The organism is Pseudomonas sp. RA_35y_Pfl2_P32, assembly GCF_963970735.1.
GTDB lineage: Bacteria > Pseudomonadota > Gammaproteobacteria > Pseudomonadales > Pseudomonadaceae > Aquipseudomonas.
The window spans coordinates 24,182-49,952 of the sequence record NZ_CAXAQF010000008.1 but is presented as its reverse complement, the minus strand read 5'-3'; the positions used below and the strand labels follow the sequence as shown (position 1 = coordinate 49,952).

General features: G+C 62.0%; 25 protein-coding genes. 16 read left to right on the top strand and 9 right to left on the bottom strand.

Features of this window, described 5'->3' with window-relative positions; genetic code table 11:
• The first annotated feature begins 10 nt into the window (after positions 1 to 10).
• The 4 genes from AACY45_RS09815 (at position 11) to rsd (ending at position 3,804) form a co-directional block, all read left to right on the top strand.
• The gene (locus AACY45_RS09815; protein WP_339545282.1) at positions 11 to 1,150 is read left to right on the top strand and encodes a uroporphyrinogen-III C-methyltransferase; all 1,140 of its coding nucleotides are present in this window, start codon (positions 11 to 13) and stop codon (positions 1,148 to 1,150) included.
• Complete coding sequence (locus tag AACY45_RS09810; RefSeq protein WP_339545281.1) at positions 1,147 to 2,385, top strand: heme biosynthesis protein HemY; 1,239 nt, start codon at positions 1,147 to 1,149, stop codon at positions 2,383 to 2,385. Before AACY45_RS09815 ends, AACY45_RS09810 begins: the two co-directional genes overlap by 4 nt.
• 231 nt (positions 2,386 to 2,616) lie before the next feature.
• Positions 2,617 to 3,168, top strand: a complete 552-nt coding sequence (locus AACY45_RS09805) for a disulfide bond formation protein B (protein ID WP_339545280.1) — start codon at positions 2,617 to 2,619, stop codon at positions 3,166 to 3,168.
• A 177-nt stretch (positions 3,169 to 3,345) separates the two neighbouring features.
• Positions 3,346 to 3,804, top strand: a complete 459-nt coding sequence (rsd, locus tag AACY45_RS09800; protein ID WP_166589241.1) for a sigma D regulator — start codon at positions 3,346 to 3,348, stop codon at positions 3,802 to 3,804.
• A gap of 66 nt (positions 3,805 to 3,870) precedes the next feature.
• Here rsd and AACY45_RS09795 read toward each other — a convergent pair whose 3' ends face one another.
• The gene (locus AACY45_RS09795; protein ID WP_339545278.1) at positions 3,871 to 4,536 is read right to left on the bottom strand and encodes an FKBP-type peptidyl-prolyl cis-trans isomerase; all 666 of its coding nucleotides are present in this window, start codon (positions 4,534 to 4,536) and stop codon (positions 3,871 to 3,873) included.
• A gap of 192 nt (positions 4,537 to 4,728) precedes the next feature.
• Between AACY45_RS09795 and AACY45_RS09790 the strand changes: the two genes are divergently transcribed.
• Positions 4,729 to 5,643, top strand: a complete 915-nt coding sequence (locus AACY45_RS09790) for an AlgP family protein (protein ID WP_339545277.1) — start codon at positions 4,729 to 4,731, stop codon at positions 5,641 to 5,643.
• Here the strand turns inward: AACY45_RS09790 and AACY45_RS09785 are convergent.
• Positions 5,640 to 6,104 carry a TIGR02444 family protein gene (locus AACY45_RS09785; RefSeq protein WP_339545276.1) on the bottom strand — a complete coding sequence of 155 codons (465 nt, stop codon included), beginning with the start codon at positions 6,102 to 6,104 and terminating at the stop codon, positions 5,640 to 5,642. The two genes, AACY45_RS09790 and AACY45_RS09785, sit on opposite strands and share 4 nt — an antisense overlap.
• A 50-nt stretch (positions 6,105 to 6,154) precedes the next feature.
• On the opposite strand from AACY45_RS09785, the gene AACY45_RS09780 reads away from it, so the two are divergent.
• The 5 genes from AACY45_RS09780 (at position 6,155) to AACY45_RS09760 (ending at position 11,973) form a co-directional block, all read left to right on the top strand.
• On the top strand, positions 6,155 to 8,065 hold the full coding sequence (locus AACY45_RS09780) for an ATP-binding cassette domain-containing protein (protein ID WP_339545275.1): 1,911 nt from the start codon (positions 6,155 to 6,157) through the stop codon (positions 8,063 to 8,065).
• Entirely contained in the window at positions 8,065 to 8,646 is a 582-nt protein-coding gene (locus tag AACY45_RS09775) for a mechanosensitive ion channel family protein (RefSeq protein ID WP_339545273.1), read from the top strand. The genes AACY45_RS09780 and AACY45_RS09775 overlap by 1 nt, the downstream gene beginning before the upstream one ends.
• 115 nt (positions 8,647 to 8,761) lie before the next feature.
• Positions 8,762 to 9,394, top strand: a complete 633-nt coding sequence (locus AACY45_RS09770; protein ID WP_339545272.1) for a LysE family transporter — start codon at positions 8,762 to 8,764, stop codon at positions 9,392 to 9,394.
• A gap of 146 nt (positions 9,395 to 9,540) precedes the next feature.
• Positions 9,541 to 11,439 carry an FTR1 family protein gene (locus tag AACY45_RS09765; protein WP_339545271.1) on the top strand — a complete coding sequence of 633 codons (1,899 nt, stop codon included), beginning with the start codon at positions 9,541 to 9,543 and terminating at the stop codon, positions 11,437 to 11,439.
• 78 nt (positions 11,440 to 11,517) lie between these two features.
• On the top strand, positions 11,518 to 11,973 hold the full coding sequence (locus AACY45_RS09760) for a YaiI/YqxD family protein (protein ID WP_095164772.1): 456 nt from the start codon (positions 11,518 to 11,520) through the stop codon (positions 11,971 to 11,973).
• Positions 11,974 to 12,027: 54 nt separating this feature from the next.
• Here AACY45_RS09760 and elbB read toward each other — a convergent pair whose 3' ends face one another.
• A complete protein-coding gene (gene elbB, locus AACY45_RS09755) occupies positions 12,028 to 12,696 on the bottom strand; it encodes an isoprenoid biosynthesis glyoxalase ElbB (protein WP_339545270.1) in 669 nt (222 codons plus the stop codon).
• A gap of 114 nt (positions 12,697 to 12,810) precedes the next feature.
• Here elbB and AACY45_RS09750 point away from each other — a divergent pair, with 114 nt between their 5' ends.
• Complete coding sequence (locus AACY45_RS09750) at positions 12,811 to 14,046, top strand: sterol desaturase family protein (protein WP_339545268.1); 1,236 nt, start codon at positions 12,811 to 12,813, stop codon at positions 14,044 to 14,046.
• Here the strand turns inward: AACY45_RS09750 and AACY45_RS09745 are convergent.
• The gene (locus tag AACY45_RS09745) at positions 14,027 to 14,656 is read right to left on the bottom strand and encodes a DedA family protein (RefSeq protein WP_339545267.1); all 630 of its coding nucleotides are present in this window, start codon (positions 14,654 to 14,656) and stop codon (positions 14,027 to 14,029) included. The two genes, AACY45_RS09750 and AACY45_RS09745, sit on opposite strands and share 20 nt — an antisense overlap.
• Before the next feature lie 207 nt (positions 14,657 to 14,863).
• Between AACY45_RS09745 and hemB the strand changes: the two genes are divergently transcribed.
• Positions 14,864 to 15,877 (top strand): porphobilinogen synthase, encoded by a 1,014-nt coding sequence (gene hemB / locus AACY45_RS09740; protein WP_095164764.1) that lies wholly within the window; start codon positions 14,864 to 14,866, stop codon positions 15,875 to 15,877.
• Positions 15,878 to 15,895: 18 nt separating this feature from the next.
• Positions 15,896 to 18,148 carry a polyphosphate kinase 1 gene (gene ppk1, locus AACY45_RS09735; protein ID WP_339545266.1) on the top strand — a complete coding sequence of 751 codons (2,253 nt, stop codon included), beginning with the start codon at positions 15,896 to 15,898 and terminating at the stop codon, positions 18,146 to 18,148.
• Positions 18,149 to 18,224: 76 nt separating this feature from the next.
• On the opposite strand, the gene ppx is transcribed toward ppk1, so the two are convergent.
• From ppx to AACY45_RS09710, 5 genes are all read right to left on the bottom strand, one after another.
• Complete coding sequence (ppx, locus tag AACY45_RS09730; RefSeq protein WP_339545265.1) at positions 18,225 to 19,727, bottom strand: exopolyphosphatase; 1,503 nt, start codon at positions 19,725 to 19,727, stop codon at positions 18,225 to 18,227.
• Positions 19,728 to 19,911: 184 nt separating this feature from the next.
• Positions 19,912 to 20,649 carry an amino acid ABC transporter ATP-binding protein gene (locus AACY45_RS09725; protein WP_339545264.1) on the bottom strand — a complete coding sequence of 246 codons (738 nt, stop codon included), beginning with the start codon at positions 20,647 to 20,649 and terminating at the stop codon, positions 19,912 to 19,914.
• Positions 20,636 to 21,286 (bottom strand): amino acid ABC transporter permease, encoded by a 651-nt coding sequence (locus AACY45_RS09720; protein WP_339545263.1) that lies wholly within the window; start codon positions 21,284 to 21,286, stop codon positions 20,636 to 20,638. The genes AACY45_RS09725 and AACY45_RS09720 overlap by 14 nt, the downstream gene beginning before the upstream one ends.
• The gene (locus AACY45_RS09715) at positions 21,283 to 21,951 is read right to left on the bottom strand and encodes an amino acid ABC transporter permease (RefSeq protein ID WP_339545262.1); all 669 of its coding nucleotides are present in this window, start codon (positions 21,949 to 21,951) and stop codon (positions 21,283 to 21,285) included. Before AACY45_RS09715 ends, AACY45_RS09720 begins: the two co-directional genes overlap by 4 nt.
• 22 nt (positions 21,952 to 21,973) lie before the next feature.
• Positions 21,974 to 22,759: a transporter substrate-binding domain-containing protein gene (locus tag AACY45_RS09710; RefSeq protein WP_339545260.1), complete on the bottom strand. Its 786-nt coding sequence runs from the start codon at positions 22,757 to 22,759 to the stop codon at positions 21,974 to 21,976.
• A gap of 256 nt (positions 22,760 to 23,015) precedes the next feature.
• Between AACY45_RS09710 and AACY45_RS09705 the strand changes: the two genes are divergently transcribed.
• From AACY45_RS09705 to rho, 3 genes are all read left to right on the top strand, one after another.
• Positions 23,016 to 23,723, top strand: a complete 708-nt coding sequence (locus AACY45_RS09705) for a FadR/GntR family transcriptional regulator (protein ID WP_339545418.1) — start codon at positions 23,016 to 23,018, stop codon at positions 23,721 to 23,723.
• 120 nt (positions 23,724 to 23,843) lie between these two features.
• Positions 23,844 to 24,173, top strand: a complete 330-nt coding sequence (gene trxA, locus AACY45_RS09700) for a thioredoxin TrxA (protein ID WP_003206727.1) — start codon at positions 23,844 to 23,846, stop codon at positions 24,171 to 24,173.
• A 248-nt stretch (positions 24,174 to 24,421) separates the two neighbouring features.
• The gene (gene rho, locus AACY45_RS09695; protein WP_025216061.1) at positions 24,422 to 25,681 is read left to right on the top strand and encodes a transcription termination factor Rho; all 1,260 of its coding nucleotides are present in this window, start codon (positions 24,422 to 24,424) and stop codon (positions 25,679 to 25,681) included.
• Positions 25,682 to 25,771 lie beyond the last annotated feature (90 nt).

Genomic DNA, 25,771 nt, shown 5'->3' with positions numbered 1-25,771 from the left:
GGATGGATACGTGAGCGAAACAGCCTTGCCTAAAGATGACGTCCAGCCCGCGCTCGAGGCGCCGGTTGAAACTGTGAATACCCCAGAGCCGCGCCGGGGCAACGGACTGGCGATTCTGGCGTTGTTGGTGGGCGCCGCGGGCGTGGCCGTTGGCGGTTGGGGCGTCTGGCAGATGCGCAGCCTGCAGGCCAATACCCAGCAACAAGTGGCGCAATTGCAGGCACTGAGCGACCAGGCGCAGGGTCTCAAGCTCAATGAGCAACGCCTGACGGCACGCCTGGAGCAATTGCCGGGTGCCGATGAACTGGATGCGCGTCAACGTCTGGTTGCCCAGTTGCAGGGCGACCAGCAACGCTTGAACCAGCGCCTGGAAACCGTGCTGGGGGCCAGTCGCAAGGATTGGCGTTTGGCTGAGGCCGAGCATTTGTTGCGTCTGGCCAGCCTGCGTCTCTCCGCCTTGCAAGATATCAGCAGTGCCCGGGCATTGGTTCAGGGCGCTGACGACATTCTCCGAGAGCAGAATGACCCCGGTGCCTTCGCTGCCCGCGAGCAGCTCGCCAAGAGTCTGGCGGCGTTGCGCAGCACCGAGCAGCCGGACCGCACCGGGTTGTTCCTGAAACTAGGCGCCTTGCGTGACCAGGTGGCCGAACTCACTGAGCTGGCGCCCGAGTACCACGACCGCGGCGACTCGCTGCTGGGCCTGACTGCCGATGGCGATGGGGCCAGTCGCTGGGCCCAATGGTGGGACCAGATCTCGCGCTACATCCGCGTCGATTTTAATACCGATAAAAACATCCGTCCGTTGCTCGCCGGCCAGAGCCTGACCCAGGTCCGCCTGGCCTTGAGCCTGGCGATCGAGCAGGCGCAATGGGCCGCGCTCAATGGCCAGGCGCCGGTCTACAGCCAGGCGCTGACCGAGGCCCGGGATGTGCTCAAAGGCAGCTTCAACCAGGACAATCCACAAAGCCAGGTGATGCTTGAACAGCTCAGCGAACTGAGCAAGCAGCCAGTCACGGTGCTGACCCCCGATCTGGCAACCACCTTGAGCGCTGTCCAGGGTTACCTCGAACGGCGTAACGTCAATGCCGAGGAGTCGGTGAAGCCTGCGGCCAAGGCCGCCGCGGGCGTAACGCCGGAGACCAGCCCATGAAACGTCTCTACGTAATTGTGTTCCTGGTGATCGCAGCCGCGGGTGCTTTGGGGCTGGCCATCGCCCAGCACTCGGGGTACGTACTGATCGCCTACAAGACCTTCCGTTATGAGTCGAGTCTGTGGGCGACCTTGCTGCTGGTGGCGCTGGTCTGGTTGGTGTTGTGGGGGATCAAGGCCCTGGTCGAGTTGGTGGCAGTCTCCAGTGGCGTGGTCAATCCCTGGTCGAACCGCAACCGCAGCCGGCGGGTCCAGGTGGCGATCGAACACGGTCAACTGGATCTCGCCGAAGGCCGCTGGGCCAGCGCCCAACGCCACTTGCAGCGCGCCGCCGAAGCCGAGCGTCAGCCGCTGCTCTACTACCTGGGCGCCGCCCGGGCAGCCAATGAGCAAGGGCGTTACGAAGAAAGCGACAACCTGCTGGAGCGTGCCCTGGAACGCCAGCCCCAGGCCGAACTGGCGATTGCCTTGAGCCACGCGCAGTTGCAGACCGACCGTGGCGATACCGACGGCGCCCTGGCCACGCTGGTGGCGATGCACGAGCGTCATCCCCACAGTGTTCAAGTGTTGCGCCAATTGCAGCGCCTGCATCAGCAGCGTGGCGACTGGTCCTCGGTGATCCGTCTGTTACCTGAGCTGCGCAAGGACAAGGCGTTGCCGGCCAGTGAGCTGGCTGAACTGGAGCGTCGGGCCTGGGGTGAAAACCTGACCCTGGCGGCGCGCCAGGAAGAAGGGGGGGCTGTGGGCCTGCAATCGCTCAATCGCGCCTGGCAGCAACTGACATCAGCACAACGCCAGGAGCCACAATTGGTGCTGGCTTATGCCGAGCAGTTGCGTCAGCTGGGCGCCGAGGTCGAGGCCGAAGAGGTTCTGCGGGCTGCCCTCAAGCGGCAATACGACAGCCATCTGGCGCGCCTCTACGGATTACTGCGCGGCAGCGATCCGGCGCGCCAGTTGCAGACCGCCGAGGGCTGGCTGAAGCAGCACCCTAACGACCCAAGCCTGTTGTTGACCCTCGGCCGCCTGTGTCTGCAGACCAGCCTGTGGGGCAAGGCGCGGGACTATCTGGAGAACAGCCTGCGCCTGCAGCGCAACCCGGAAGCCTGTGCCGAGCTGGCGCGCCTGCTGGCTCAACTGGGTGACACCGACCGCAGCAATCAACTCTTCCAGGAGGGGCTGGGGCTGCTGGATGAACGCCTGCTGGCTTCGCCCTTACCGGTTCCCGTTCGCGCGTAGGAGAGCGGCAGGCAGGTCCGTCCAGAAGGGCGGGCCTGCTGTGTCACGAAGGCCGGATAACACCGCGATCCTCGCTCTGTAGGCGCAGTCTTACAGTGGACTACACGGGGTCCTGTCGCATCTGTCGGCGTTTCCTTACGTTCTTGTCGAAGTCTGTGGGCCGACCTGCCTTGAAAGGCCTCAGCGCTTTCCTCTACCGTAACGGCCTGTCCCTTCTTCTACGGATAAGTCATGCCTTTGGCCTGCTCACGCTCCTTGTTTTTCATGGCGTTCCTTGCTGGTGCCATGGCCTTGGGCGCTTCGTATTATCTGGAGTACGCCATCGGGCTCGAACCTTGTGGCCTCTGCATGCTACAGCGGGCCTGCCTGCTGCTGTTCACGCTGGTCTGCATGAGCGCTGCGCTGCACGGTCCCCAGCACCTGGGCAGCCTCCTGTACTGGTTGTCGGGCCTGGCGTGTGCTGGCGCGGGAACGGCCATCGCGTGGCGGCAGGTGTTGTTGCAAAGCGACCCGGTCGAGCAGTTGGTGGCCTGCTCGCCAGAGGCACTGGGCTATTCACCGGACACTCCGTTGCTGTGCCTGCTCAAGCGAATGTTCGATGGCACTGTCGATTGTGCGCATATTTCCTGGTCGCTGTTCGATCTGAGTATCGCGGAGTGGAGCCTGATGTTTTTTGTCGCGGTGATGATTCTCGCCACTTACCAAACCCTGCGACTGGTCTGGTATGCCTGTCAGCGACCGTCCAGCGGCGAGTCGTCGCACCCGGGCTGGTCAACGGATTAAACACTTGTATGAACTTTATCTCCTGCGTACCTTGAAGCAGTTGGCGTGCGAGCATAATCTGGCCCGCACGTGTCATTGGATTCATGTTGCTCGATGGTGCTTTGCCTGGTCGAACCTTGATCTTCAAGTCTTGCGGCCAGCGCGGGCAGCATTACCCAAAAGGGAAGAGAGATCACCATGCTCGAAAGTTGTCAGAATGCTCAGGAACGCTGGGGTGGAGTGCACCTGCTGATCGATCGCTGGTTGCAGGAGCGTCACGAGCTGGTTCGGGCCTATGACGCTCTCGGCGCCAAGCCCGAGGCGCTGGGCGACAATCGCCAGCCCTTGCAGGAGTTTTGCGCAATCCTGGTCGACTACGTTTCTGCCGGCCATTTCGAGATCTACGAACAGCTCACCGGCGAGGCCAAGGCGTTTGGCGACAAGCGCGGGCTGGAGCTGGCTGAAACCCTCTACCCACGCATCGACGTGATCACTGAAAAGCTGTTGGCGTTCAATGATCTGTGCGATGCCGGCAAGTGTGTTGCCGAGAAGTTCAAGGAACTGGGTGGCTTGCTCCACGAGCGCTTCGAACTGGAAGACTGCCTGATCGAAGTGCTGCACACCGCCCACAAGGAAGAGGCTCCGGCACAAGCCTGAGCCTTGAGCGGTAGACAACCTCCAAACGGTGCGCACGGCGCGCCGTTTTTCGTTATGGCGAGTTGATCAGCCGGAGGCGCCGAGCAGCTCCACTTCAAATACCAAGGGTGTAAACGGGGCAATCAGGTCACCGGCGCCGTCGGCACCATAGGCCTGCGCCGATGGGATCACCAGGCGCCATTTTGCCCCCACGGGCATCTGCTGCAGGGCCGTGCGCCAACCGTGGATCACGCTATCGAGACTGAACCATTGTGGCTGCTCGTTCTGATCGAACACCGTGCCGTCGGGTAGCTTTCCAACGTAACGAACCTGGACCTTGCCATGGGGGCCGGCCTTGGCGCCGTTACCCGCCACTTGCTCGGTCATCAGAATGCCGTCCGCCAGTTCGCGCACTCCTGGCCGGGACTTTTCGCTAGCCAGAAAACGCTGCTCTGTTTGCAGGGCAACTTCGCTTTGCGGCACTTCAGGCTGCTTGGCCATTCGTGCTTCATGCGCGGCCAGTACCCGCTCGATCTGCTGGTCGTCGAGCGTCAGCGGCTTGCCTTGATAGGCCTGTTGCAGACCTTCGACCAGTGCTTGGATCTGCAGGTCGGGAGCCTCCTGGCGCAGGCGTTCGCCCAGGCTCGCGCCGAGGCTGTAGGCGAGATCATGGGCCTCGTTCCCAGGTTTTTTTTCAGCAGCCTGAGCCATTGAAAACATCAGGCACAGGGGTAAAAAAAGCAGGCGCGACATAAGCGTTCTCCAGCGTAGAATGCGCAGGATTATGCCAGTGAGAATGCATAGGTCGGTGAACTGCTTTGGGGGGAGAGCGGAACATTTTCAGTTCCGTGCAACGCATGGCAATCGATACTGTCAACATGCCCTAGCGGCGGTAGCAGCAGAGGTCTAGTATGAGCCGCACTCACGTCAGCCAGGAGGTAAACCATGTCGGCCAATAAGAAGCCTGTAAATACTCCGTTGCACTTACTCCAACAGCTCTCGGGCAGCCTGCTCGAACACTTGGAAAATGCTTGTTCACAAGCCTTGGCTGATGCTGAAAAACTGCTCGCCAAGCTGGAAAAACAACGCGGAAAAGCACAAGAAAAACTGCACAAATCGCGCACCAAATTGCAGGACGCTGCGGCGGCCGGCAAGTCCAAGGCACAGGCCAAGGCCAAGGGTGCGGTCAAGGAACTTGAAGACCTGCTCGACGCGCTCAAGGACCGTCAATCCGAGACGCGCAACTACATCCTCAATCTCAAGCGCGATGCCCAGGAAAGCCTGAAGCTGGCCCAGGGTGTAGGCCGGGTGAAAGAGGCCGTTGGCAAGGTCCTGACCCAGCGTTCGGCCAAGCCCGCACCTGCGGCAAAAAAACCTGCGGCCAAGCCCGCAGCGACCAAGGCTCCGGCTAAAGCGGCGGCCAAGCCTGCAGCCAAGGCACCGGCTAAAACTGCAGCGGCCAAATCGGTTGCGGCCAAGCCTTCCGCCGCCAAGCCTGCCGTGAAAACCGCAGCCGCTAAATCGGTTGCCGCTAAACCTGCGGCCAAGCCGGCTGCTAAACCCGCCGCCAAACCTGCTGCCAAGGCACCAGCCAAACCGGCAGCAAGACCTGCGGCTGCCAGCGCTGCGAAACCCGCGGCTAAACCTGCAGCCAAGCCAGCGGCTGCCAAACCGGCAGTGGCCAAACCCGCCGCCAAACCTGCGGTGAAAAAACCGACCGCCGCGAAACCGGCTGCTGCCAAGCCGGCCACCGCTAGCGTGGCTGCCAAGCCTGCGACCCCCGCGCCAGCGCCGGCCGCAGTGACCAGCACAGCGCCTGCACCGGCAGTCGCCACCAACACCCCGACCAGCGCTTCCTAAGCCGAGGTCAACGCGGCGCGCAGCTGTTGCAGCGCGTCGCGATCAAGGTGGGCGGCGTCCGTCGCCACTCCTTCCAGCCACGCGACCAAGTCGTTCGCTTGAGCTGCCGGCCAGTCCTGTGCCGAATTTTCCAGACGCCCCAACAGTTGCCGCTCGGCTGCGAGCTCCAGTGCCTGGACCTGCGCGCGCAGAGTCGCGAGCTGTGGGTCCGATGCGGCGGCGGGTTTCCATCGCGTGCGCAATTGCCGAAGGGGCTCCACCACGTCACGGGACCAGGGCAGGGCAACGTGCTGAAGCGCATGCAGGCGTTGCCGGTTGCAGGCGACTCCCCGCGCACCGAGCCAGGCCGCGCAGAGCAGCAGGCAGACATTGGCCCCGGCCCCTTGCAATCGCAGGCACGCGTCTTCCACGCCCGGCTGTGCATAGGTATCGAGGGAAAAGCTCCACAGGTCAGAGGACATAGTGCTACTCGCGCCAGTTGCGAGCGAAGCTGGTAGACTCCGCCGCCATTATGATTCGACTTCAGAACCTGACTTTACAGCGTGGCCCGCAACGTCTGCTAGAAGACGCCGAGCTGACCCTGCACGCCGGCCACAAAGCCGGCCTCATCGGTGCCAATGGCGCCGGCAAATCGAGCCTGTTCGCCTTGATCCGGGGCGAGCTGCACCCAGACTCGGGTGACTGCTTCCTGCCGGCCGATTGGCGTATCGCCCACATGCGCCAGGAGATCGAGACCCTCGAACGCCTGGCGGTCGACTACGTGCTCGATGGCGACCTGCGTCTGCGCGAGGTCCAGCGCGATCTCGTGGCAGCCGAAGCGGCCCATGACGGTGCCGCCCTGGCGCGCCTGCATTCGGAGCTCGACAGCGCCGATGGCTATACCGCCGACGCCCGTGCGCGCAAGTTGCTCGCCGGACTGGGGTTCACCAACGAGCAGATGGACCGTCAGGTCGGAGATTTCTCCGGTGGCTGGCGGATGCGTCTGAACCTGGCGCAGGCATTGATGTGCCCCTCGGACCTGTTGCTGCTCGATGAGCCGACCAACCACTTGGACCTCGACGCCATCATCTGGCTCGAAGAGTGGCTCAAGAGCTACCCCGGCACCCTGCTGCTGATTTCCCACGACCGTGACTTCCTCGATGCGGTGGTCGATCACGTGGCCCACGTCGACCAGCGCAAGATCACCCTGTACCGCGGTGGCTACACGGCGTTCGAACGGGCCCGTGCCGAACGCCTGGCCCAGCAGCAACAGGCCTACGAGAAGCAGCAGGCGCAACGGGCGCACATGGAAAGCTACATCGCCCGCTTCAAGGCCCAGGCCACCAAGGCCCGCCAGGCCCAGAGCCGGATCAAGGCGCTGGAGCGGATGGAAGAGTTGTCCGCTGCCCACGTCGATTCGCCGTTCGACTTCGTGTTCCGCGAGTCGACAAAAATCTCCAGTCCGTTGATCGACCTGTCCGACGCCCGCCTGGGGTATGGCGACAAGACCATCCTGGAGAAGGTCAAGCTGCAACTGACCCCCGGCGCCCGGATCGGCCTGCTCGGCCCCAACGGTGCCGGCAAGTCGACCTTGATCAAGAACCTTGCCGGGGAGCTCGAACCCCTGGCCGGCCGCCTGACCCGTGGCGAGAATACGGTGGTGGGTTACTTTGCCCAGCACCAACTGGACTCGCTGGATGCCAAGGCCAGCCCATTGCTGCACTTGCAGCGCCTGGCACCGAGCGAACGTGAACAAACCCTGCGCGACTTCCTCGGCGGCTTCGATTTCCGTGGTGCACGGATCGATGAGCCGGTGCTGAATTTCTCCGGCGGTGAAAAAGCTCGCCTGGCGCTGGCCTTGATCGCCTGGGAGCGGCCGAACCTGCTGCTGCTCGACGAACCGACCAACCACCTGGACCTGGAAATGCGCCTGGCGCTGACCATGGCCCTGCAGGAATTCAGTGGCGCGGTACTGGTGGTCTCCCACGACCGTCACCTGCTCAAAAGCACCACCGACAACTTTTTCCTGGTGGCCGATGGCAAGGTCGAGGAGTTTGACGGCGACCTGGAAGACTACGCCCGCTGGCTGGTCGAGTATCGCCAGCGCAACGCGCCGGTGAGCAACACCCCGGTCAACCCGGACAAGACCGACAAGAAGGCCCAGCGCCAGGCAGCCGCGGCGTTGCGTCAGCAACTGGCACCGCACAAGCGCGAGGCCGACAAGCTGGAGGCCGAGCTGGGCAAGCTGCACGAGAAACTCGCGAAGGTGGACGCCAGCCTGGGCGACAGCGATATCTACGAGCCGGCACGCAAGAATGAATTGCGTGACCTGCTGGCCGAACAGGCCAAGTTGAAAGTTCGTGAAGCCGAGCTCGAAGAAGCCTGGATGGAGGCCCTGGAGCTGCTGGAGGGCATGCAGGCGGAGCTGGAGGCGTTGTCGTGATGGAAGCGTTCAAGCTGCCATTGCCGGCCATCTGGGTCGAGCCGATCTGGCTCGGCGCGCAGATCCTGCTGATCCTGTTGGCGGGCTACCTGACGCAGCGCTTCGTGGCCAAGGGCCTGACCCGCCTGGGGGAGCGCTATCCGTTTCCGCCGCAGTTGCTGATGCCACTGCGCGGCGGCCTGCGCTGGCTGATCATGGGCAGCGCGCTGATCTTTGTCCTCGAGCGCCTGGGGGTTTCCGCCACGGTGCTGTGGACCGCGCTGTCCGGGTTTGTCGCGGTCGCCGCGGTGGCGTTCTTCGCCATGTGGAGTGTTTTGTCGAACCTGCTGTGCGCAATCCTGATTTTTACCGTCGGGCCATTTCGCCTGGGTGATGTGGTCGAACTGGTGGACACCACCGACAAGCCCGGCGTCAAGGGTCGGGTGGTGGCGATCAATCTGCTGTACACCACGTTGATCGAGGCCGAGGAACTGGGCACCGGCAGCGCCATGGTGCAAGTGCCCAACAGCCTGTTCTTCCAACGCTCGGTGCGCCGCTGGCGCGGGAGCGATGTACTGCCTTCCAGCGGCTTTGAAAAATAGCCGGACGGTGACTCGCGCTGGTCGGCAGCGGCCACGTCCTACAAAAAATCGATAGTCATTCGCCGGCTGGCGCATTAGCTTAGACGCCTGACAAGAGCTTGAGTCGAGGTGTGCGATGGTGCTTGAAACATGGCTGGCATTTTTTGCCGCCTGCTGGGTGATCAGCCTTTCTCCGGGCGCCGGCGCCATCGCGTCGATGTCCAGCGGTTTGCGCTATGGGTTCTGGCGCGGTTACTGGAACGCCCTGGGCCTGCAACTGGGCCTGGCCTTGCAGATTGCGATTGTCGCGGCCGGGGTCGGCGCGATTCTCGCGACGTCGGCCACCGCGTTCTATGTGATCAAATGGTTTGGCGTTGCCTACCTGGTGTTTCTCGCCGTCAAGCAATGGCAAGCGCTGCCCAGCGACCTGAACGATGATGCGGCTGTCCGCCCGATCGGCAAGCCCTTGGCCCTGGTGTTCCGCGGTTTCCTGGTGAACATCAGCAACCCCAAGGCGCTGGTGTTCATGCTGGCGGTACTGCCACAGTTCATCGACCCGCACGCACCACTGGTGGCGCAGTACCTGATCCTGGGGGCGACCATGATCTGCGTCGATCTGGTGGTGATGGCCGGCTACACCGGCCTTGCGTCCAAGGTGCTGCGCCTGCTGCGCACCCCCAAGCAACAGAAACGCATGAACCGCACCTTCGCCGGTTTGTTCATCGGTGCTGCGGCGTTCATGGCGACCCTGCGTAAAGCCGTGGTGTAAGCCGTCCGGCACCCAGCAAGGCGACCCTGAGGAGTCCCTTTTTCATTTCTGCGCAGGATAAAACCGCACACAGGACGACAAAGCTTGAGTGAAACTCATTCGAAGTGAACAATATGTAACTTCGTATTTCCAACAGAGATTCATTCATGACTGCCCCGTCCCGTTTTCTGGCCTGGCTGGTGCTCCCATGGTTAGCGCTGTGCAGCTTCAATCTGCTGGCCGACACCGTGGAAGGCGCTCCCCAGGCCCTGCATGTACTCGACTACATTGGCGCCGATTACCCGGCGACGGTCGAGGCAGGCAAGGTGATCGATACCGCCGAGTACCAGGAGCAGCTTGAGTTTCTGCGGGCGCTGCAGGGTTTTGTCGCGGCGTTGCCGGCCAAGCCACAGAAGGCGGAGCTGGAGCAGGGCATGCTGGCGCTGCACCAGGCGGTCGCCGAGCGCCTGGACGGCGCAATGGTCGCCCGCCAGGCGCGGCAGTTGGGTGCGAAACTGGCGGTGGCCTACGAGGTCAGTCAGGCGCCGATCATTACCCCTGACCCCGTGCGCGGTGCGCCGTTGTACGCCCAGCATTGCTCGGTGTGCCATGGCGCCAGCGGTGCGGGTGACGGCCCTGCAGGGGTCGGCCTGGAGCCTGCGCCCGCGAACCTGCGGGATCGGTCGCGCCAGGACCGCCTCAGTCTCTACGCGATCTACAGCACCCTTGGGCAGGGCATCGAAGGCACCGACATGCCGGCGTTCGCCGATCAGTTGGACGAGCGCCAGCGCTGGGACCTGGCGACCTACATCGCCAGTTTCAGCGTCGACCCGGTGGCGGTGAAAAGCCCGCAAACCTACAACCTGGCGGATCTGGCGCGCCAGACGCCGGCCGAAGTGCTGGCGGCCGACGGTCCTGAAGCAGCGGCCACCTTCCGTGCGCAGCGAGCCCAGCCTCCGCAAGTCAAGCGTGGCCCGGGGCAACTGCTCGACTACACCGCCGCGACTCTGGACAAGAGCATCGCCGCCTACCGTGCCGGCGACCACGACCAGGCCTACGACCTCTCGGTGGCCGCGTACCTGGAAGGGTTCGAGCTGGTCGAGAGCTCCCTGGATAACGTCGACGCCACTGTGCGCAAAGACACCGAAAAGTCCCTGATGGCCTACCGTCAGTCCCTGCAGGACGGTTTTCCGGTGGAGCAGGTCCAGCAGCGCCTGGACGCCGCCAAAGCCAAGCTCAAAGAGTCCGCCAGCCTGCTGGGCAGCGATGGTTTGAGCGGGTCGCTGAGCTACATTTCCGGCCTGTTGATCCTGTTGCGCGAAGGCCTGGAGGCGATCCTGGTGCTGGCAGCGATCCTGGCGTTCCTGCGTAACACTGGGCAGCAATCGGCGGTGCGCAGTGTCAACGTCGGCTGGGGCCTGGCCTTGTTGGCCGGCCTTGCCACCTGGGCGCTGGCGGCGTACGTGATCGATGTCAGCGGCGCCCAGCGCGAACTGCTCGAAGGGGCCACCGCGCTGTTTGCCAGCGTTATGGTGCTGTGGCTGGGCGTCTGGATGCACGACCGTCGCCATGCGGCGGCCTGGCAGGATTACATCAAGAGCAGCCTGGTGGGTGGCGGTGGGCGTTTCGGTTTTGCGATCCTGGCGTTTTTCTCGGTGTACCGCGAGTTGTTCGAAGTGATCCTGTTCTACGAAACCCTGTGGCTGCAAGCTGGCCCTGCCGGGCACAACGCGGTGCTGGCGGGGGGTGCAACCGCGCTGGTGCTGCTGATCGGCCTGGCCTGGGTGATTTTGCGCGGCTCGGCGAAATTGCCCCTGGCGCTGTTCTTCGGCATCAATGCCGGGCTGCTCTGCGCCTTGTCGGTGGTGTTTGCCGGGCATGGCGTGAAAGCCTTGCAGGAAGCCGGGGTCTTCGGCACGCGCCCGGTGCCATTCTTTGACTTCGACTGGCTGGGGATTCACGCTGACGCCTACTCGCTCGGTGCCCAGGTGGTGGCGATCCTGGCGATTGCCGTGCTGTACAGCCGCAGTCGTATGGCTGAGAAGCGACGAGTGCCTGTTTCGTAACCAGCATTCGCTTCGCTCACAATCGCGGCGGTGCGACGATTCGACTTGCCCGCGATGCTTTTAACAGAGGAAAACACAATGCGTGTCTGGATCGATGCCGACGCTTGCCCCAGGGCGGCGAAGGATCTGGTAGTGAAGTTTGCCCTCAAGCGTCAGTTCGAAGTGCTGCTGGTGGCGGGGCAGCCGCAGACCAAGCCGGGCCTGGCGCTGGTCAAGCTGATCGTGGTGCCCAGTGGCCCGGACGCGGCGGACGACTACCTGGTGGAACACGCCGTGCCCGGCGAGCTGGTGATCTGCAGCGATGTGCCGCTGGCCGACCGCCTGGTGAAGAAGGGCGTTGCCGCGCTGGACCCGCGCGGCAAGGAGTTCGATGCACAGAACATGGGCGACCGCCTGGCCGTGCGCAACCTGTTCACCGACTTGCGCGAACAGGGGCAGATGAGTGGCGGTCCGGCGCCGTTCGGTGAGCGGGAAAAACAGGCGTTTGCCAATGCGCTGGATCGTATCCTGACCCGGCTCAGCCGCCAGGCCTGAGCGTTGCCACCCAGGCCCTCTGCGCTGGCAATTCAGCGCCTGCAGCGGGGCAGATCAGGCGTCGTTTTCGTGGGTCAGCTCGAGCACCCGGTCTACTAGCTTGTTGATACCTGAAGCCGCTTCGCTGATCGACTGCGCCAGCATGTAGGCCGGAGTACTCACCAGTTTGCGTGCTTTGTCTTCGACGATGTCGGTGACGGCGCAGTCGGCATGGGTGGCGCCCATCTTGGTCAGCGCCGCGGCGGTATCGGCGTCGTTGCCGATGGTGCAGGTCACGCCCGGACCGTAGATCTTCGCGGCCAGGGCCGGGGAAATACAGATCAGGCCTACCGGCTTGCCGGCTTCGGCAAAGGCCTCGGCCAGGGCCAGGACTTCCGGTTGCAGGCTGCAACCCGCGCCTTCGATGGCAAAGTTGGAGAGGTTCTTGGCGGCGCCAAATCCCCCGGGAACGATCAGCGCATCAAAGTCTTCGGCATTGGCGTCACGCAGGTCCTTGACCTGGCCACGGGCGATGCGGGCCGACTCCACCAACACATTGCGCGACTCGGGCATTTCTTCGCCGGTCAGGTGGTTGATCACATGCAACTGGGTGATGTTCGGGGCGAAGCACTGCACTTGTGCGCCGCGCTGGTCCAGGCGCAGCAGGGTAATCACGCTTTCGTGGATCTCGGCGCCGTCATACACGCCACAGCCGGAAAGTATCACTGCAACTTTTTTGCTCATGGGTTCTTCTCCAGGTTCATGGCGCTAAATGTCCACTAATTTGTCACGCGTTGCCATAGGGTTACTGCGCGTCAGGCCCTAATCTCTGGACAACCACTGCCCACGGGTCGCGTCATGAATTTCATTTTGTATGCGGTACCGTTTTTCTTCGTGCTGATCGCCATCGAGCTGCTGGCCGACCGTTGGCGTGGTGTGAGCCATTACCGCCTGGCGGACGCGATCAACAGCCTCAGCACGGGCGTGTTGTCGACCACCACCGGGTTGCTGACCAAGGGCGTGGGCTTGCTGACCTACGCTTTTGCCCTCGAGCACCTGGCGCTGTTCGAGCTGTCGCCCGACAACCCGTGGACCTGGGTGTCGGCCTTTGTCCTCTATGATTTTTGCTACTACTGGCTGCACCGCTGTGGCCACGAGCGCAACATCCTCTGGGCAGCGCATTCGGTGCACCATCAAAGCGAGGACTACAACCTGTCCACGGCGCTGCGCCAGACCAGCACCGGGTTTCTGCTGGGCTGGGTTTTCTATCTGCCGCTGGCGGTGCTCGGCGTGCCCCTGCTGGTGTTCGTCAGTGTCGCGGCGCTGAACCTGCTGTATCAGTTCTGGGTCCACACCCGGCACATTCCCAAGCTGGGCTGGTTCGAGTGGTGCTTCGTTACCCCATCCAATCATCGGGCTCACCATGCACAGAACGCTCTCTACATGGATCGCAACTACGGCGGGGTGTTCATTATTTGGGACCGGCTGTTTGGCTCCTATCAGGAAGAGGACGACAACGAGCCGGTGATTTTTGGCGTGACCACGCCGCTGGCCAGCTGGAATCCGTTGTGGGCGAATGTGCAGTTCTACGCGCAGTTGTGGGCCGATGCACGGCGCGCCGAGCGGCTGTGGGACAAGCTGCGGATCTGGTTCATGCGCACCGGCTGGCGACCGGCGGACGTCGCCGCCCAGTACCCGCTGCACAAGCCGGACCTGAGCCAGTTCCGCAAGTTCGAGGTGCCATTGGGTGGGGACCAGCAACTGTACGTTGCCCTGCAGTTCTGCCTGTACGTTGCCGTGGGCAGTTACCTGCTGGGCCGCGAGCAACAACTGCCAGGCAGCGCCTTGCTGCTGGGTTGGACAGCGTTGGCGTTCGGTCTGTTTGTGCTGGGCATGGCCCTGGAGAATCGCCCGCAGGCGCTCAGGCTGGAATTGCTGCGGCTGGTGTCGAACCTGCCGCTGGTGTGGCTGGCACCGTTGGTGGGGCTATGGCCGGCCAGCCATCTGGTGTGGGTCGGCCTGTGCGTTTACTGCGTGCTGAGTGGAATCGCGCTCTACGGTTGCCGAAAGTCGTTCACTCGGCTGGCGTCGTAGGCTCGTTCTTGGCCTTTTCGGCGATCAAGGCCTGCTCGTCGGCATAGACCTGGCGGGCCAGGCGGGCGTTCTTGAAGCGTCGCCGCAGCCACAGGACGAGGCCCAGCACCAGCAGGGCGCCGAGCACCCAAAGCTCGTACTTCTTGACGCTGCCCAGCATGCCTTCGAGCACCGCGCCAAAATGATAAGCGGCAGCCGCCAGCGCGGTGGCCCAGATCGCCGCACCGATGCCGTTGAGGATCAGGTAGCGTCCTGGTGGATAACCCGACAGGCCGATGGCCACCGGCATTACCGTGCGCAGGCCGTAGACGAAACGAAAGCTCAGGACCCAGATGTCCGGGTGCTTGCGGATATGTTCCAGCGCCCGGTCGCCCATCATTTGCCAGCGTGGCTTGCGCGCCAGCAGCTTGCGCCCGTGCTTGCGTCCCAGGAAGTACCACAGCTGGTCACCGGCATAGCTGCCGAGGAACGCCACGACCACCACTACATTGATGTCCATGTATCCGCGGAACGCGAGGAATCCCGCAAGAACCAGGATGGTTTCGCCTTCGAAGAACGTGCCTAGAAAGAGGGCAAAGTAGCCAAAATCATGCAGGAATTGTTGGAGCATTGTCTGGGTGCTGGCGAAATGAACGCGCAGCCTAACCCTTCGGGCCCATGGAGGAAAGTATCCAAATGTGTCTCGACGTGAACAATTCCTACAAGGACAATGAATGCGGCTACGGGTCACAGGGGTGCACACAACTGTCATACGACGGTCATAATGAGCGCTTATAACTGTCACGCTCGCCCGCCAGCGCGGGCTCAGGAGTCTGCCGTGAGCTTTACCCCCGCCAACCGTTTGTTTCCTGCAACCCGCCTGCGTCGCAACCGTCGTGATGACTTTTCGCGCCGTCTGGTGCGGGAAAATGTCCTGACCAGCAACGACCTGATTCTGCCGGTGTTTGTGCTGGACGGTGAGAACCGTCGCGAAGCGGTGGCCTCGATGCCGGGTGTGGAGCGCCTGACCATCGACCTGTTGCTCGAAGAAGCAGCCCAGTGGGTCGAGCTGGGCATCCCGGCCATCGCGCTGTTCCCGGTGACCCCGAGCGAGCTCAAGTCCCTGGACGCCGCCGAGGCCTGGAACCCGGACGGCATCGCCCAGCGCGCCACCCGCGCCCTGCGTGCCCGCTTCCCGGAGCTGGGGGTGATCACTGATGTCGCGCTGGACCCGTTCACCACCCACGGCCAGGACGGTATCCTCGATGAAGAAGGCTACGTGCAGAACGACATCACCGTCGATGCACTGGTTCGCCAGGCCTTGTCCCATGCCGCGGCAGGCGCCCAGGTGGTGGCCCCTTCGGACATGATGGATGGGCGGATCCAGGCAATCCGCGAAGCGCTGGAGCTGGCCGGTCACGTCAACGTGCGGATCATGGCTTACTCGGCCAAGTACGCCAGTGCCTACTACGGCCCGTTCCGCGATGCGGTCGGTTCGGCCCTGAACCTGGGCAAGGCGAACAAGGCGTCCTACCAGATGGACCCGGCCAACGGCAACGAAGCCTTGCATGAAGTGGCTAGCGACTTGTCAGAAGGTGCGGATATGGTCATGGTCAAACCAGGCATGCCGTATCTGGATATTCTTTATCGGGTCAAAGAAGAATTTAAAGTGCCGACCTTTGTCTATCAGGTCAGCGGTGAATACGCCATGCACATGGCGGCAATCCAGAATGGCTGGTTGAGCGAAGGGGTGATTCTTGAATCCCTGACCGCTTTCAAACGCGCCGGTGCTGATGGCATCCTCACTTACTTTGCCGTACGTGCCGCTCAATTGTTACGAGAGCAAAAATAGCCCTCCCAGGAACACGCGATGAATACCGAAGGACTCACTGAAGTTGCTGTAAACGAAGCTCAGCCCGTGGTGGAGCCCGTCGTTGAATCCACCCCCGAAGCGCCGCCGGCCCTTGAGCCGGTCCCGGTCCCGGTCGCGCCGCCGGCGGTGGTCGCCGACGCCGCCCCGGCGGCACCGGCCATCGTGATTCCGGGCCTGGATGACAGCAGCCTGTACATCCATCGCGAGCTGTCGCAACTGCAGTTCAACATCCGCGTGCTGGAACAGGCGCTGGATGAGTCCTATCCCTTGCTGGAGCGGCTGAAGTTCCTGCTGATCTTCTCCAGCAACCTGGACGAGTTCTTCGAGATTCGTGTTGCCGGGCTGAAGAAGCAGATCACCTTCGCCCGTGAACAAGCCGGTGCCGACGGCCTGCAGCCGCACCAGGCGCTGGCCCGCATCAGCGAACTGGTACACGGCCATGTCGATCGCCAGTACGCCATCCTCAACGACATCCTGTTGCCGGAGCTGGAGAAACATCAGGTCCGCTTCATTCGTCGGCGTCACTGGAACACCAAGATCAAAACCTGGGTGCGCCGCTATTTCCGCGACGAGATCGCGCCCATCATCACCCCGATCGGCCTCGACCCGACGCACCCGTTTCCGTTGCTGGTGAACAAGAGCCTGAACTTCATCGTCGAGCTCGAGGGTATCGACGCCTTTGGTCGTGACTCCGGCCTGGCGATCATTCCGGCGCCACGTTTGCTGCCGCGGGTGATCAAGCTGCCGGAAGAAGTGGCTGGCACCGGCGACAACTATGTATTCCTGTCGTCGATGATCCACGCGCACGCCGACGACCTGTTCCAGGGCATGAAGGTCAAGGGCTGCTACCAGTTCCGCCTGACTCGCAACGCCGACCTGTCGGTCGACACCGAAGATGTCGAAGACCTGGCCCGCGCCCTGCGCGGCGAACTGTTCTCGCGGCGCTACGGTGATGCGGTGCGCCTGGAAGTGGCCGATACCTGCCCCAAACACCTGTCTGATTACCTGCTCAAGCAGTTCAACCTGCACGAGACCGAGCTGTATCAGGTCAACGGTCCGGTCAACCTGACGCGCCTGTTCAGCATCACTGGCCTGGACAGTCATCCCGAGCTGCAGTACATGCCGTTCACGCCGCAGATCCCGAAACTGCTGCAGAACAGCGAGAACATTTTCAGCGTGATCAGCAAGCAGGACATTCTGCTGCTGCACCCGTTCGAGTCGTTCACCCCGGTGGTCGACCTGCTGCGCCAGGCCGCCAAGGACCCGCATGTGCTGGCGGTCCGCCAGACCCTGTACCGTTCCGGCGCCAACTCGGAAATTGTCGATGCCCTGGTCGACGCCGCGCGTAACGGCAAGGAAGTCACGGCCGTCATCGAGCTGCGCGCGCGCTTCGATGAAGAGTCCAACCTGCAACTGGCCAGCCGCTTGCAGGCTGCCGGTGCGGTGGTGATCTACGGTGTGGTCGGCTTCAAGACCCACGCCAAGATGATGCTGATCCTGCGTCGCGAGGCCGGCGAGATCGTCCGCTACGCGCACCTGGGTACCGGTAACTACCACGCCGCCAACGCCCGTCTGTACACCGACTACAGCCTGCTGACGTCCGACGATGCCTTGTGCGAAGACGTCGGCAAACTGTTCAGCCAGTTGATCGGCATGGGCAAGACGCTGCGCATGAAGAAGCTGTTGCACGCGCCGTTTACCCTGAAGAAGGGCATGCTCGACATGATTGCCCGTGAAACCCAGTTTGCGCTCGACGGCAAGCCGGCGCACATCATCGCCAAGTTCAACTCGCTGACCGATCCGAAGATCATCCGCGCGCTGTACAAGGCCAGCCAGTCAGGGGTGCGCATCGACCTGGTGGTGCGTGGCATGTGCTGCCTGCGACCAGGCATCGCCGGGGTCTCGCACAATATCCACGTGCGCTCGATCATCGGGCGCTTCCTCGAACACACGCGGGTGTTCTACTTCCTCAATGGCGGCGAGGAGCAGATGTTCCTGTCCAGTGCCGACTGGATGGAGCGCAACCTGGATAAACGGGTTGAGACCTGCTTCCCGGTGGAAGGCAAAAAACTGCTGACCCGGGTCAAGAAAGAGCTGGAGCTGTACCTCTCCGACAACACTCACAGCTGGAGCCTGCAGTCGGACGGCCGGTACATCCGCAACACCCCGACCGGCAACCAGAACCCGCGCAGTGCGCAGGCGACGTTGCTCGAGCGTCTGGGCAGCCCGATCCTGCCGGTCAGCAGTTGATCTACAGGTAGCAGGCAAAAAAAATGGCGATCCCTGGGGATCGCCATTTTTGTTTCTGCACCTGTCAGGCCAAGGGTCAGCGCACGTTGAGGCTGAACCCGATCCGCGCCAGCCACTCGGCCTCCAGGGCGAAGTCGGCCTGGGTCAGTTGATTGTCATCCAGCCACTTTTCCGGGAACTGCACATCCAGGCTGTCGCCGTTGGCGTGCAAGGTGACCTGGGGCATCGTCTGGGTGCCGCGGATGTGGTGGAACAGGATCGCGAAGCGCAGCAGCACGCACAGGCGGATCAGCTTGATGCCTTCGTCGCCGAACTCGGCAAACTTGTCCTTGGGAATGTTGCGCCGGTGGCCGCGTACCAGCAGCGCCAGCATCAACTGGTCTTCGCGGGAGAAGCCGGCGAGGTCGGAGTGCTCGATCAGGTAGGCGCCGTGCTTGTGGTAATGGTAGTGGGCGATGTCCAGGCCGACTTCATGGACCTTGGCGGCCCAGCCCAGCAGCTCGCGCCATACGCCGTCATCCAGCGCCCAGTCCACCGCCACCTGGTCGAACGCATGCAGGGCCTTGCGTTCAACCCGGGCGGCTTGTTCCAGGTCGACGTGGTAACGGTCCATCAGCGAGCTCAGGGTGCGTTCACGGACGTCTTCGTGGTGATGGCGGCCCAGCAGGTCGTACAGCACGCCTTCGCGCAGGGCGCCGTCGCAATGGTCCATGCGCTGCAGCTCAAGGGCGTCGAAGATGGCTTCGAGAATTGCCAGGCCGGCCGGGAAGATCGCCCGGCGATCAGGCTTGATGCCTTCAAAGTCGATTTTCTCGGCATCGCCCAGCTTGAACAGCTTGCGCTTGAGCCAGGCCAGGCCTTCGGCATTGACCTCGCCCGCGCCGTGACCGCCGGCCTTGAGGGCCAGGCCGATGGCGCGGATGGTGCCCGAGGAGCCGATGGCCTCGTCCCAGGTCAGGCGGTGCAGGGCGTGTTCGATGCTCATGATCTCCAGGCGCGCCGCGGTGTAGGCCTGGGCGTAGCGCGCCGGGGTGATCTTGCCGTCCTTGAAGTAGCGTTGGGTAAAGCTCACGCAGCCCATTTGCAGGCTTTCGCGCAGCAGCGGTTCAAAGCGCTGGCCAATGATGAATTCGGTACTGCCGCCACCGATGTCGGCGACCAGGCGCTTGCCCGGGGTGTCGGCGAGGGTGTGGGAGACGCCCAGGTAAATCAGGCGCGCCTCTTCACGGCCGGAGATGACTTCGACCGGGTGGCCGAGGATTTCTTCGGCGCGGCGGATGAATTCGCCACGGTTGCGCGCCTCGCGCAGGGCGTTGGTGCCGACAATCCGTACCGCGCCCAGGGGCATGCCGTTGATCAGTTGGGCAAAACGCTTGAGGCAATCGAGCCCGCGCTGCATGGATTCTTCGTTGAGTTGGCGGGCCTCGTCGATTCCGGCCGCCAGTTGCACCTTTTCGCCAAGCCGCTCGAGGATGCGGATCTCATTGTGGTGAGCTTTGGCCACGACCATATGAAAGCTGTTCGAGCCCAGGTCGATAGCGGCGATCAGGGACAGATTCTTGGCTTGGGATTGAGGCATGGTCTAGAGGTCTCGGTCGATAACCCGACCATCGTGCCACGATCAAAGGCTGACGCCAACGCGCAGTGTGCAACCTGAGTGGCCGCTGCGCGGTCAAGCGCGAGCAAGTCCACTGCCACAGGTTGGATAGGTGCATGCAATCACTGAGCTGGCGCCCGCTTGTCGGCTGGGCCACGAAGCTGATTCAGACGGTGGCTTCGACGGTCCCGATAAAATTCGCCAGCTCCGCCGTCTGCGGCTGGGCAAATAGTGTCTTTGGATCGCCCACTTCATGCACTTTGCCCTGGTGCATGAACACCAACTTGTCCCCAACCTCCCGGGCGAAGCGCATTTCGTGGGTGACCATGATCAGTGTCATGCCTTCCTTGGCCAGTTGCCGCACCACGCTCAGCACTTCGTTGACCAGCTCCGGGTCCAGGGCCGAGGTAATCTCGTCACACAGCAACACCTTCGGCGACATCGCCAGCGCCCGGGCAATAGCTACCCGCTGCTGCTGTCCACCGGACAAGCGATCCGGGAAAGCATCGAACTTCTCACCCAGCCCGACCCGCTCGAGCATCTGGCGCGCCAGTTCGGCGGCCTTGGCTTTGGGCACTTTTTGCACCACCTGTGGGGCGAGCATCACGTTTTCGCCCACGGTCAGGTGCGGGAACAGGTTGAACTGCTGAAACACCATCCCGACCTTCTGCCGCAGGCTGCGCAGGTCGGCGCGAGCGGCGTCCAGGTATTCGCCATCGACTTCGATGACCCCATCGTTGATTGACTCCAGGCCGTTAAGCGTGCGCAACAACGTGGATTTACCCGAGCCACTGCGACCGATGATTGCCACCACCTGGCCTTCCTCGATGCTCAGGTCGATGCCTTTGAGCACATGGTGATCGCCGTAGTATTTATGCAGGGCGGAAATTCTAAGCAGAGGCATGCAGTTTCCTTTCCAAGTAGCGCGCGCTGAGCGACAAGGGGTAGCAGAGCAGGAAGTAGCCGAGGGCAACGAGGCCGTAGACTGTGAAGGGTTCAAACGTAGCGTTGGCGAGCATGCCGCCGGTCTTCGTCAGCTCGGTGAAGCCGATGATCGATGTAACAGCGGTGCCTTTGACCACTTGCACCGAAAAGCCCACGGTCGGCGCCACGCCGATGCGCAGTGCCTGCGGCAGAATCACATAGCGCAATTGCTCCAGCGGGGTGAGCGCCAGGCTCGACGAGGCTTCCCACTGACCATTGGGGATCGAGGCGACGCAACCGCGCCAGATCTCCGCCAGATAGGCGCTGGTGAACAGTGTCAGGGCGACCGCAGCGGCCATCCACGGGGAAATATCCACGCCCGCCAATGCCACCCCGAAAAACACCAGAAACAGCTGCATCAGCAACGGTGTGCCCTGGAACAGTTCGATGTAGGTCCGCGCGACGCTGCGCAGCAGGGGTTTGCTGGAGATGCGCAGCACCATGACCAGCAGGCCGATGATGCCGCCGCCGATAAACGCCACCAGAGACAGCAACAGCGTCCATTGCAGGCCCGTGAGCAGGTTGCGCACGATGTCCCAGAAAGTGAAGTCGCTCATCGGCTGCTCCTCGAAATGTAACGTGTCCCGATCCAGTTCAGCAGTTGGCGGATCAACAAGGCCATGCACAAATACAGCAGCGTGGTCAGGGCGTAGGTCTCAAAGGCGCGGAAGTTGCGAGACTGAATGAAGTTGGCGGCGAAGGTCAGCTCCTCGGTGGCGATTTGTGAACACACCGCCGAACCCAGCATGACGATGATGATCTGGCTGCTCAGGGCGGGCCAGACCTTGCCCAGTGCCGGCAGCAATACAACATGGCGGAACGCCTCGAAGCGCGTCATCGCCAACGCGGCGGCGGCTTCCAGTTGACCGCGGGGGATCGCTTGAATGCCGGCGCGGATGATCTCGGTCGAATAGGCGCCGAGGTTGATCACCATCGCCAGCACCGCCGCCTGCCATTCGGATATCTGTACGCCCAGGGACGGCAGGCCGAAGAAGATGAAAAACAACTGCACCAGAAACGGTGTGTTGCGGATCAATTCGACGTAGACCGCGAAAATCCCGGAAAACGGACGGATGTTCCACGCCCGCACCAACGCCCCGATGATGCCCAGCCCGACGCCGAGCACCGCGCCAATGGCCGTCAGCTCAAGGGTGAACAACGCACCGCGCAACAACAGATCGGTGTTGTCGATCACCGGCAAAAAATCGAACTGATAAGCCATAACGTGTCTCCTGCGCGCCGAATCAGAGGTCGGCCGGCAGCGGTTCTTTAAGCCAGGTCAGGGCATTCTTTTGCAGTGCACCATCCCCCTTGGCGGTGATCAGGATCTGATTGACCTTGTCCAGCAGTGCCGGCTCGTTCTTGTTCACGCCAACGTAGACGGGTGAGTCCTTGAGCTTCACTTTCAGCGCCGGCACGCGTTTCGGGCTTTTTTCGCTGATTGCCACCATCACCACGTTGCCGCTGGCGATCAGGTCGACTTGCCCTGCCAGGTAGGCGGCGATAGTCGAGTTGTTGTCTTCGAAGCGCTTGATGGTCACGCCTGGCGGGGCAACTTTAGTCAGCTCGATGTCTTCAATGGCGCCACGGGTGACGCTGATGGTTTTGCCTTTGAGGTCATCCAGGCCCTTGATGTCGGCGTCTGGCGGGCCGAACACGGCGAGGTAGAACGGCGCGTAGGCGCGGGAAAAATCGATGACCTTCTCACGCTCCGGGTTCTTGCCCAGGCTGGAGATCACCAGGTCGACTTTGCCAGTGGTGAGAAACGGAATACGGTTGGTGCTGTTGACCGGGGTCAGTTCGAGTTTGACGTTGAGCTGCTCGGCCAGCAGTTTCGCGGTGTCGATGTCCAGGCCACGCGGCTTCATGTCCGGCCCGACCGAGCCGAAGGGGGGGAAGTCCTGTGGCACGGCCACCTTGAGGACGCCGCGCTTGACCACATCTTCCAGGCCGTCGGCGTGAGCGGGCGCCTGGATCAGCATCAGGCTGGCGAACAAGGTTGCGAGGAGGGCGCTGTAACGCTGGATCATGGCAAATCTCCGACTCTTCGATTAGGGATTTCTGCGGATCGACAGAGCATGAGACATGCCAACATGGGGCTTTGGGGTGGCCAAGGCACGGTTTTACTGGCGTTGAACGGTCTTACTGGTCTGAACAGTCAGGTTGGATTTCGCACCCCGATAGCGCATCCGTGGAACTCAACGAGCCCCCATGGGGCGCGACTTGCCGGGCGCCGCGAATAGCATTACAACTGGGCGTACATTGGCCAGGTTCGTATGGAAAACCATGAATTCGATCTCCCGCGCCGTACCTGAAGTGGCACTCCAAGCGATCCGCAAACTGATCACAGAGCAAGGCTTCAGGCCGGGGGAGGCGTTGCCCTCGCAACGGGATCTGGCGCTGCGGTTGGGGGTCAGTCGGGCGTCGCTGCGCGAGGCGTTGTCATCGCTGAGCGCGCTGGGCGTCATCAGCATCCAGCCAGGCAAGGGCGTGTTCGTGCAGTCGCCGGAGGTGTTGCCGCGAGGTGACTCGGCGCCGGCATGGCCGTTCGCGGCGCAGGCGTCGCCGCTGGATATCTTCCAGCTACGTTATGCGCTGGAAGGGTTTTCGGCAGGGTTGGCGGCTGTGACCTTGAGCACCGAGGCGCTTGATGCGCTGGAAGACAACGTTGCCGCCATGCGCATTGAGCTAAAGTCCGGCGACTTCGAGGCCGCCGCGCGCCTGGATTTCGAATTTCACCGCAGCATTCTGCTGGCCAGCGGCAATCAGGCGATGCTGAGCATTCTGACTGCCAGTGCCGATATCTTCCTCGAGAGCCAGAAACTACCGTTCATCCGGGCCGAGCGGGCCATGGAAACCTGGCAGGAACACCGCAAAATCCTTCGCGCACTGGCTCGCCGAGCGTCAGGCGCTGCACAGAGGGCCATGCACGAACACGTGCGCAACGCCGCGCTACGTACCGGAATCGCTTTTGTTGCTCCCACCACTGCCTGACTTGAGCTATACCCAAACTCACGCAACACCATAGCGAGGCTCAATCAACTGCGGCTTCCTGAACGGGGGAAGGGCGGCTATGATGGGCCACGTTTTTTTGCTTACAACCTGGAGACTTCCATGAGCAGCGATCTTATCAAACACGTTAGCGACGCTAGCTTCGAAGCTGACGTACTCAAGGCCGAAGGTGCTGTACTGGTCGACTACTGGGCTGAGTGGTGCGGTCCATGCAAGATGATCGCTCCGGTTCTGGACGAAATCGCTGAGACCTACAAAGGCAAGCTGACCGTTGCCAAGCTGAACATCGACGAAAACCAGGAAACCCCGGCCAAGCACGGCGTGCGTGGTATCCCGACGCTGATGCTGTTCAAGAACGGCAACGTCGAAGCCACCAAGGTCGGTGCGCTGTCGAAGTCGCAACTGGCTGCCTTCCTCGACGCCAACATCTAAGCGTCGTTGCACGTGGTACCCAAAAGGCCCCGCAAATTGCGGGGCCTTTTCGTTATTGAGGGCTAGACGCTCCGAAACTCAGGTGGTACATTCGGCCCCGCACTGGTTTCTCCATTGCCCCCTGCTAGCCGTCGCCGACGCACTCCTTTTCGAATAAGTACGCGATCCTGTCGCCTTCTCTGCGGCGCGGCCTCATTAAGCCAAAAGCTTAATTTCCCCCCCTCCATAAATGATTACGTCATTCCTATATGAATCTGACTGAACTCAAGCAAAAGCCGATTACCGAACTGCTCGAATTGGCCGAACAGATGGGCATAGAAAATATGGCCCGTTCGCGCAAGCAGGACGTGATTTTCTCCCTGCTGAAAAAGCACGCGAAAAGCGGCGAGGAAATCTCCGGTGATGGCGTGCTGGAGATCCTCCAGGACGGCTTCGGCTTCCTGCGCTCTGCAGACGCTTCCTATCTTGCCGGCCCAGACGATATCTACGTCTCGCCGAGCCAGATCCGCCGTTTCAACTTGCGCACCGGTGACACCATCGTTGGCAAGATTCGCCCTCCCAAGGAAGGCGAGCGTTACTTCGCACTGCTCAAGGTCGACACGATCAACTTCGATCGTCCGGAGAACGCGAAGAACAAGATTCTCTTCGAGAACCTGACCCCGCTGTTCCCGACCGTGCGCATGAAGATGGAAGCCGGCAACGGTTCCACTGAAGACTTGACCGGTCGTGTCATCGACCTGTGCGCCCCGATCGGCAAAGGCCAGCGCGGTCTGATCGTTGCTCCGCCGAAAGCCGGTAAAACGATCATGCTGCAAAACATCGCAGCGAACATCGCCCGTAACAACCCGGAAGTTCACCTGATCGTGCTGTTGATCGACGAGCGTCCTGAAGAAGTCACCGAAATGCAGCGCACCGTGCGCGGCGAAGTGGTTGCCTCGACGTTCGACGAGCCGCCAACCCGCCACGTGCAGGTTGCCGAAATGGTCATCGAGAAGGCCAAGCGCCTGGTTGAACACAAGAAAGACGTGGTCATCCTGCTCGACTCCATCACCCGTCTGGCGCGTGCCTACAACACCGTGATCCCGAGCTCCGGCAAGGTCCTGACCGGTGGTGTCGATGCCCACGCCCTGGAGAAGCCAAAACGTTTCTTCGGCGCGGCACGTAACATCGAAGAAGGCGGCTCGCTGACCATCATCGCCACCGCGCTGGTTGAAACCGGCTCGAAGATGGACGAAGTGATCTACGAAGAGTTCAAGGGTACCGGCAACATGGAACTGCCCCTGGACCGCAAGATCGCCGAAAAACGCGTCTTCCCGGCCATCAACATCAACCGTTCCGGCACCCGCCGCGAAGAGTTGCTGACCGCCGACGACGAGTTGCAGCGCATGTGGATCCTGCGCAAGCTCCTGCATCCCATGGATGAAGTGGCTGCCATCGAATTCCTGGTCGACAAGCTGAAACAGACCAAGACCAACGATGAGTTCTTCCTGTCGATGAAACGCAAGTAAGTCGAGCGGGACCGCAAGAGCCGGGGAAACCCGGCTTTTTGCTATCTGACTTTTCATGATCTGAGCTGTCACTATTTTGAACCGTCGGGT

Coding starts and splice junctions, on each gene's coding strand:
- AACY45_RS09775 (WP_339545273.1), top strand. CDS start 8,065: ATGGAAGCGTTCAAGCTGCCATTGCCGGCCATCTGGGTCGAGCCGATC.
- AACY45_RS09715 (WP_339545262.1), bottom strand. CDS start 21,951: ATGGCTTATCAGTTCGATTTTTTGCCGGTGATCGACAACACCGATCTG.
- AACY45_RS09780 (WP_339545275.1), top strand. CDS start 6,155: ATGATTCGACTTCAGAACCTGACTTTACAGCGTGGCCCGCAACGTCTG.
- trxA (WP_003206727.1), top strand. CDS start 23,844: ATGAGCAGCGATCTTATCAAACACGTTAGCGACGCTAGCTTCGAAGCT.
- AACY45_RS09790 (WP_339545277.1), top strand. CDS start 4,729: ATGTCGGCCAATAAGAAGCCTGTAAATACTCCGTTGCACTTACTCCAA.
- AACY45_RS09705 (WP_339545418.1), top strand. CDS start 23,016: ATGAATTCGATCTCCCGCGCCGTACCTGAAGTGGCACTCCAAGCGATC.
- ppk1 (WP_339545266.1), top strand. CDS start 15,896: ATGAATACCGAAGGACTCACTGAAGTTGCTGTAAACGAAGCTCAGCCC.
- AACY45_RS09760 (WP_095164772.1), top strand. CDS start 11,518: ATGCGTGTCTGGATCGATGCCGACGCTTGCCCCAGGGCGGCGAAGGAT.
- elbB (WP_339545270.1), bottom strand. CDS start 12,696: ATGAGCAAAAAAGTTGCAGTGATACTTTCCGGCTGTGGCGTGTATGAC.
- AACY45_RS09725 (WP_339545264.1), bottom strand. CDS start 20,649: ATGCCTCTGCTTAGAATTTCCGCCCTGCATAAATACTACGGCGATCAC.
- ppx (WP_339545265.1), bottom strand. CDS start 19,727: ATGCCTCAATCCCAAGCCAAGAATCTGTCCCTGATCGCCGCTATCGAC.
- AACY45_RS09770 (WP_339545272.1), top strand. CDS start 8,762: ATGGTGCTTGAAACATGGCTGGCATTTTTTGCCGCCTGCTGGGTGATC.
- rho (WP_025216061.1), top strand. CDS start 24,422: ATGAATCTGACTGAACTCAAGCAAAAGCCGATTACCGAACTGCTCGAA.
- AACY45_RS09750 (WP_339545268.1), top strand. CDS start 12,811: ATGAATTTCATTTTGTATGCGGTACCGTTTTTCTTCGTGCTGATCGCC.
- AACY45_RS09810 (WP_339545281.1), top strand. CDS start 1,147: ATGAAACGTCTCTACGTAATTGTGTTCCTGGTGATCGCAGCCGCGGGT.
- AACY45_RS09720 (WP_339545263.1), bottom strand. CDS start 21,286: ATGAGCGACTTCACTTTCTGGGACATCGTGCGCAACCTGCTCACGGGC.
- AACY45_RS09710 (WP_339545260.1), bottom strand. CDS start 22,759: ATGATCCAGCGTTACAGCGCCCTCCTCGCAACCTTGTTCGCCAGCCTG.
- AACY45_RS09745 (WP_339545267.1), bottom strand. CDS start 14,656: ATGCTCCAACAATTCCTGCATGATTTTGGCTACTTTGCCCTCTTTCTA.
- AACY45_RS09765 (WP_339545271.1), top strand. CDS start 9,541: ATGACTGCCCCGTCCCGTTTTCTGGCCTGGCTGGTGCTCCCATGGTTA.
- AACY45_RS09785 (WP_339545276.1), bottom strand. CDS start 6,104: ATGTCCTCTGACCTGTGGAGCTTTTCCCTCGATACCTATGCACAGCCG.
- rsd (WP_166589241.1), top strand. CDS start 3,346: ATGCTCGAAAGTTGTCAGAATGCTCAGGAACGCTGGGGTGGAGTGCAC.
- AACY45_RS09795 (WP_339545278.1), bottom strand. CDS start 4,536: ATGTCGCGCCTGCTTTTTTTACCCCTGTGCCTGATGTTTTCAATGGCT.
- AACY45_RS09805 (WP_339545280.1), top strand. CDS start 2,617: ATGCCTTTGGCCTGCTCACGCTCCTTGTTTTTCATGGCGTTCCTTGCT.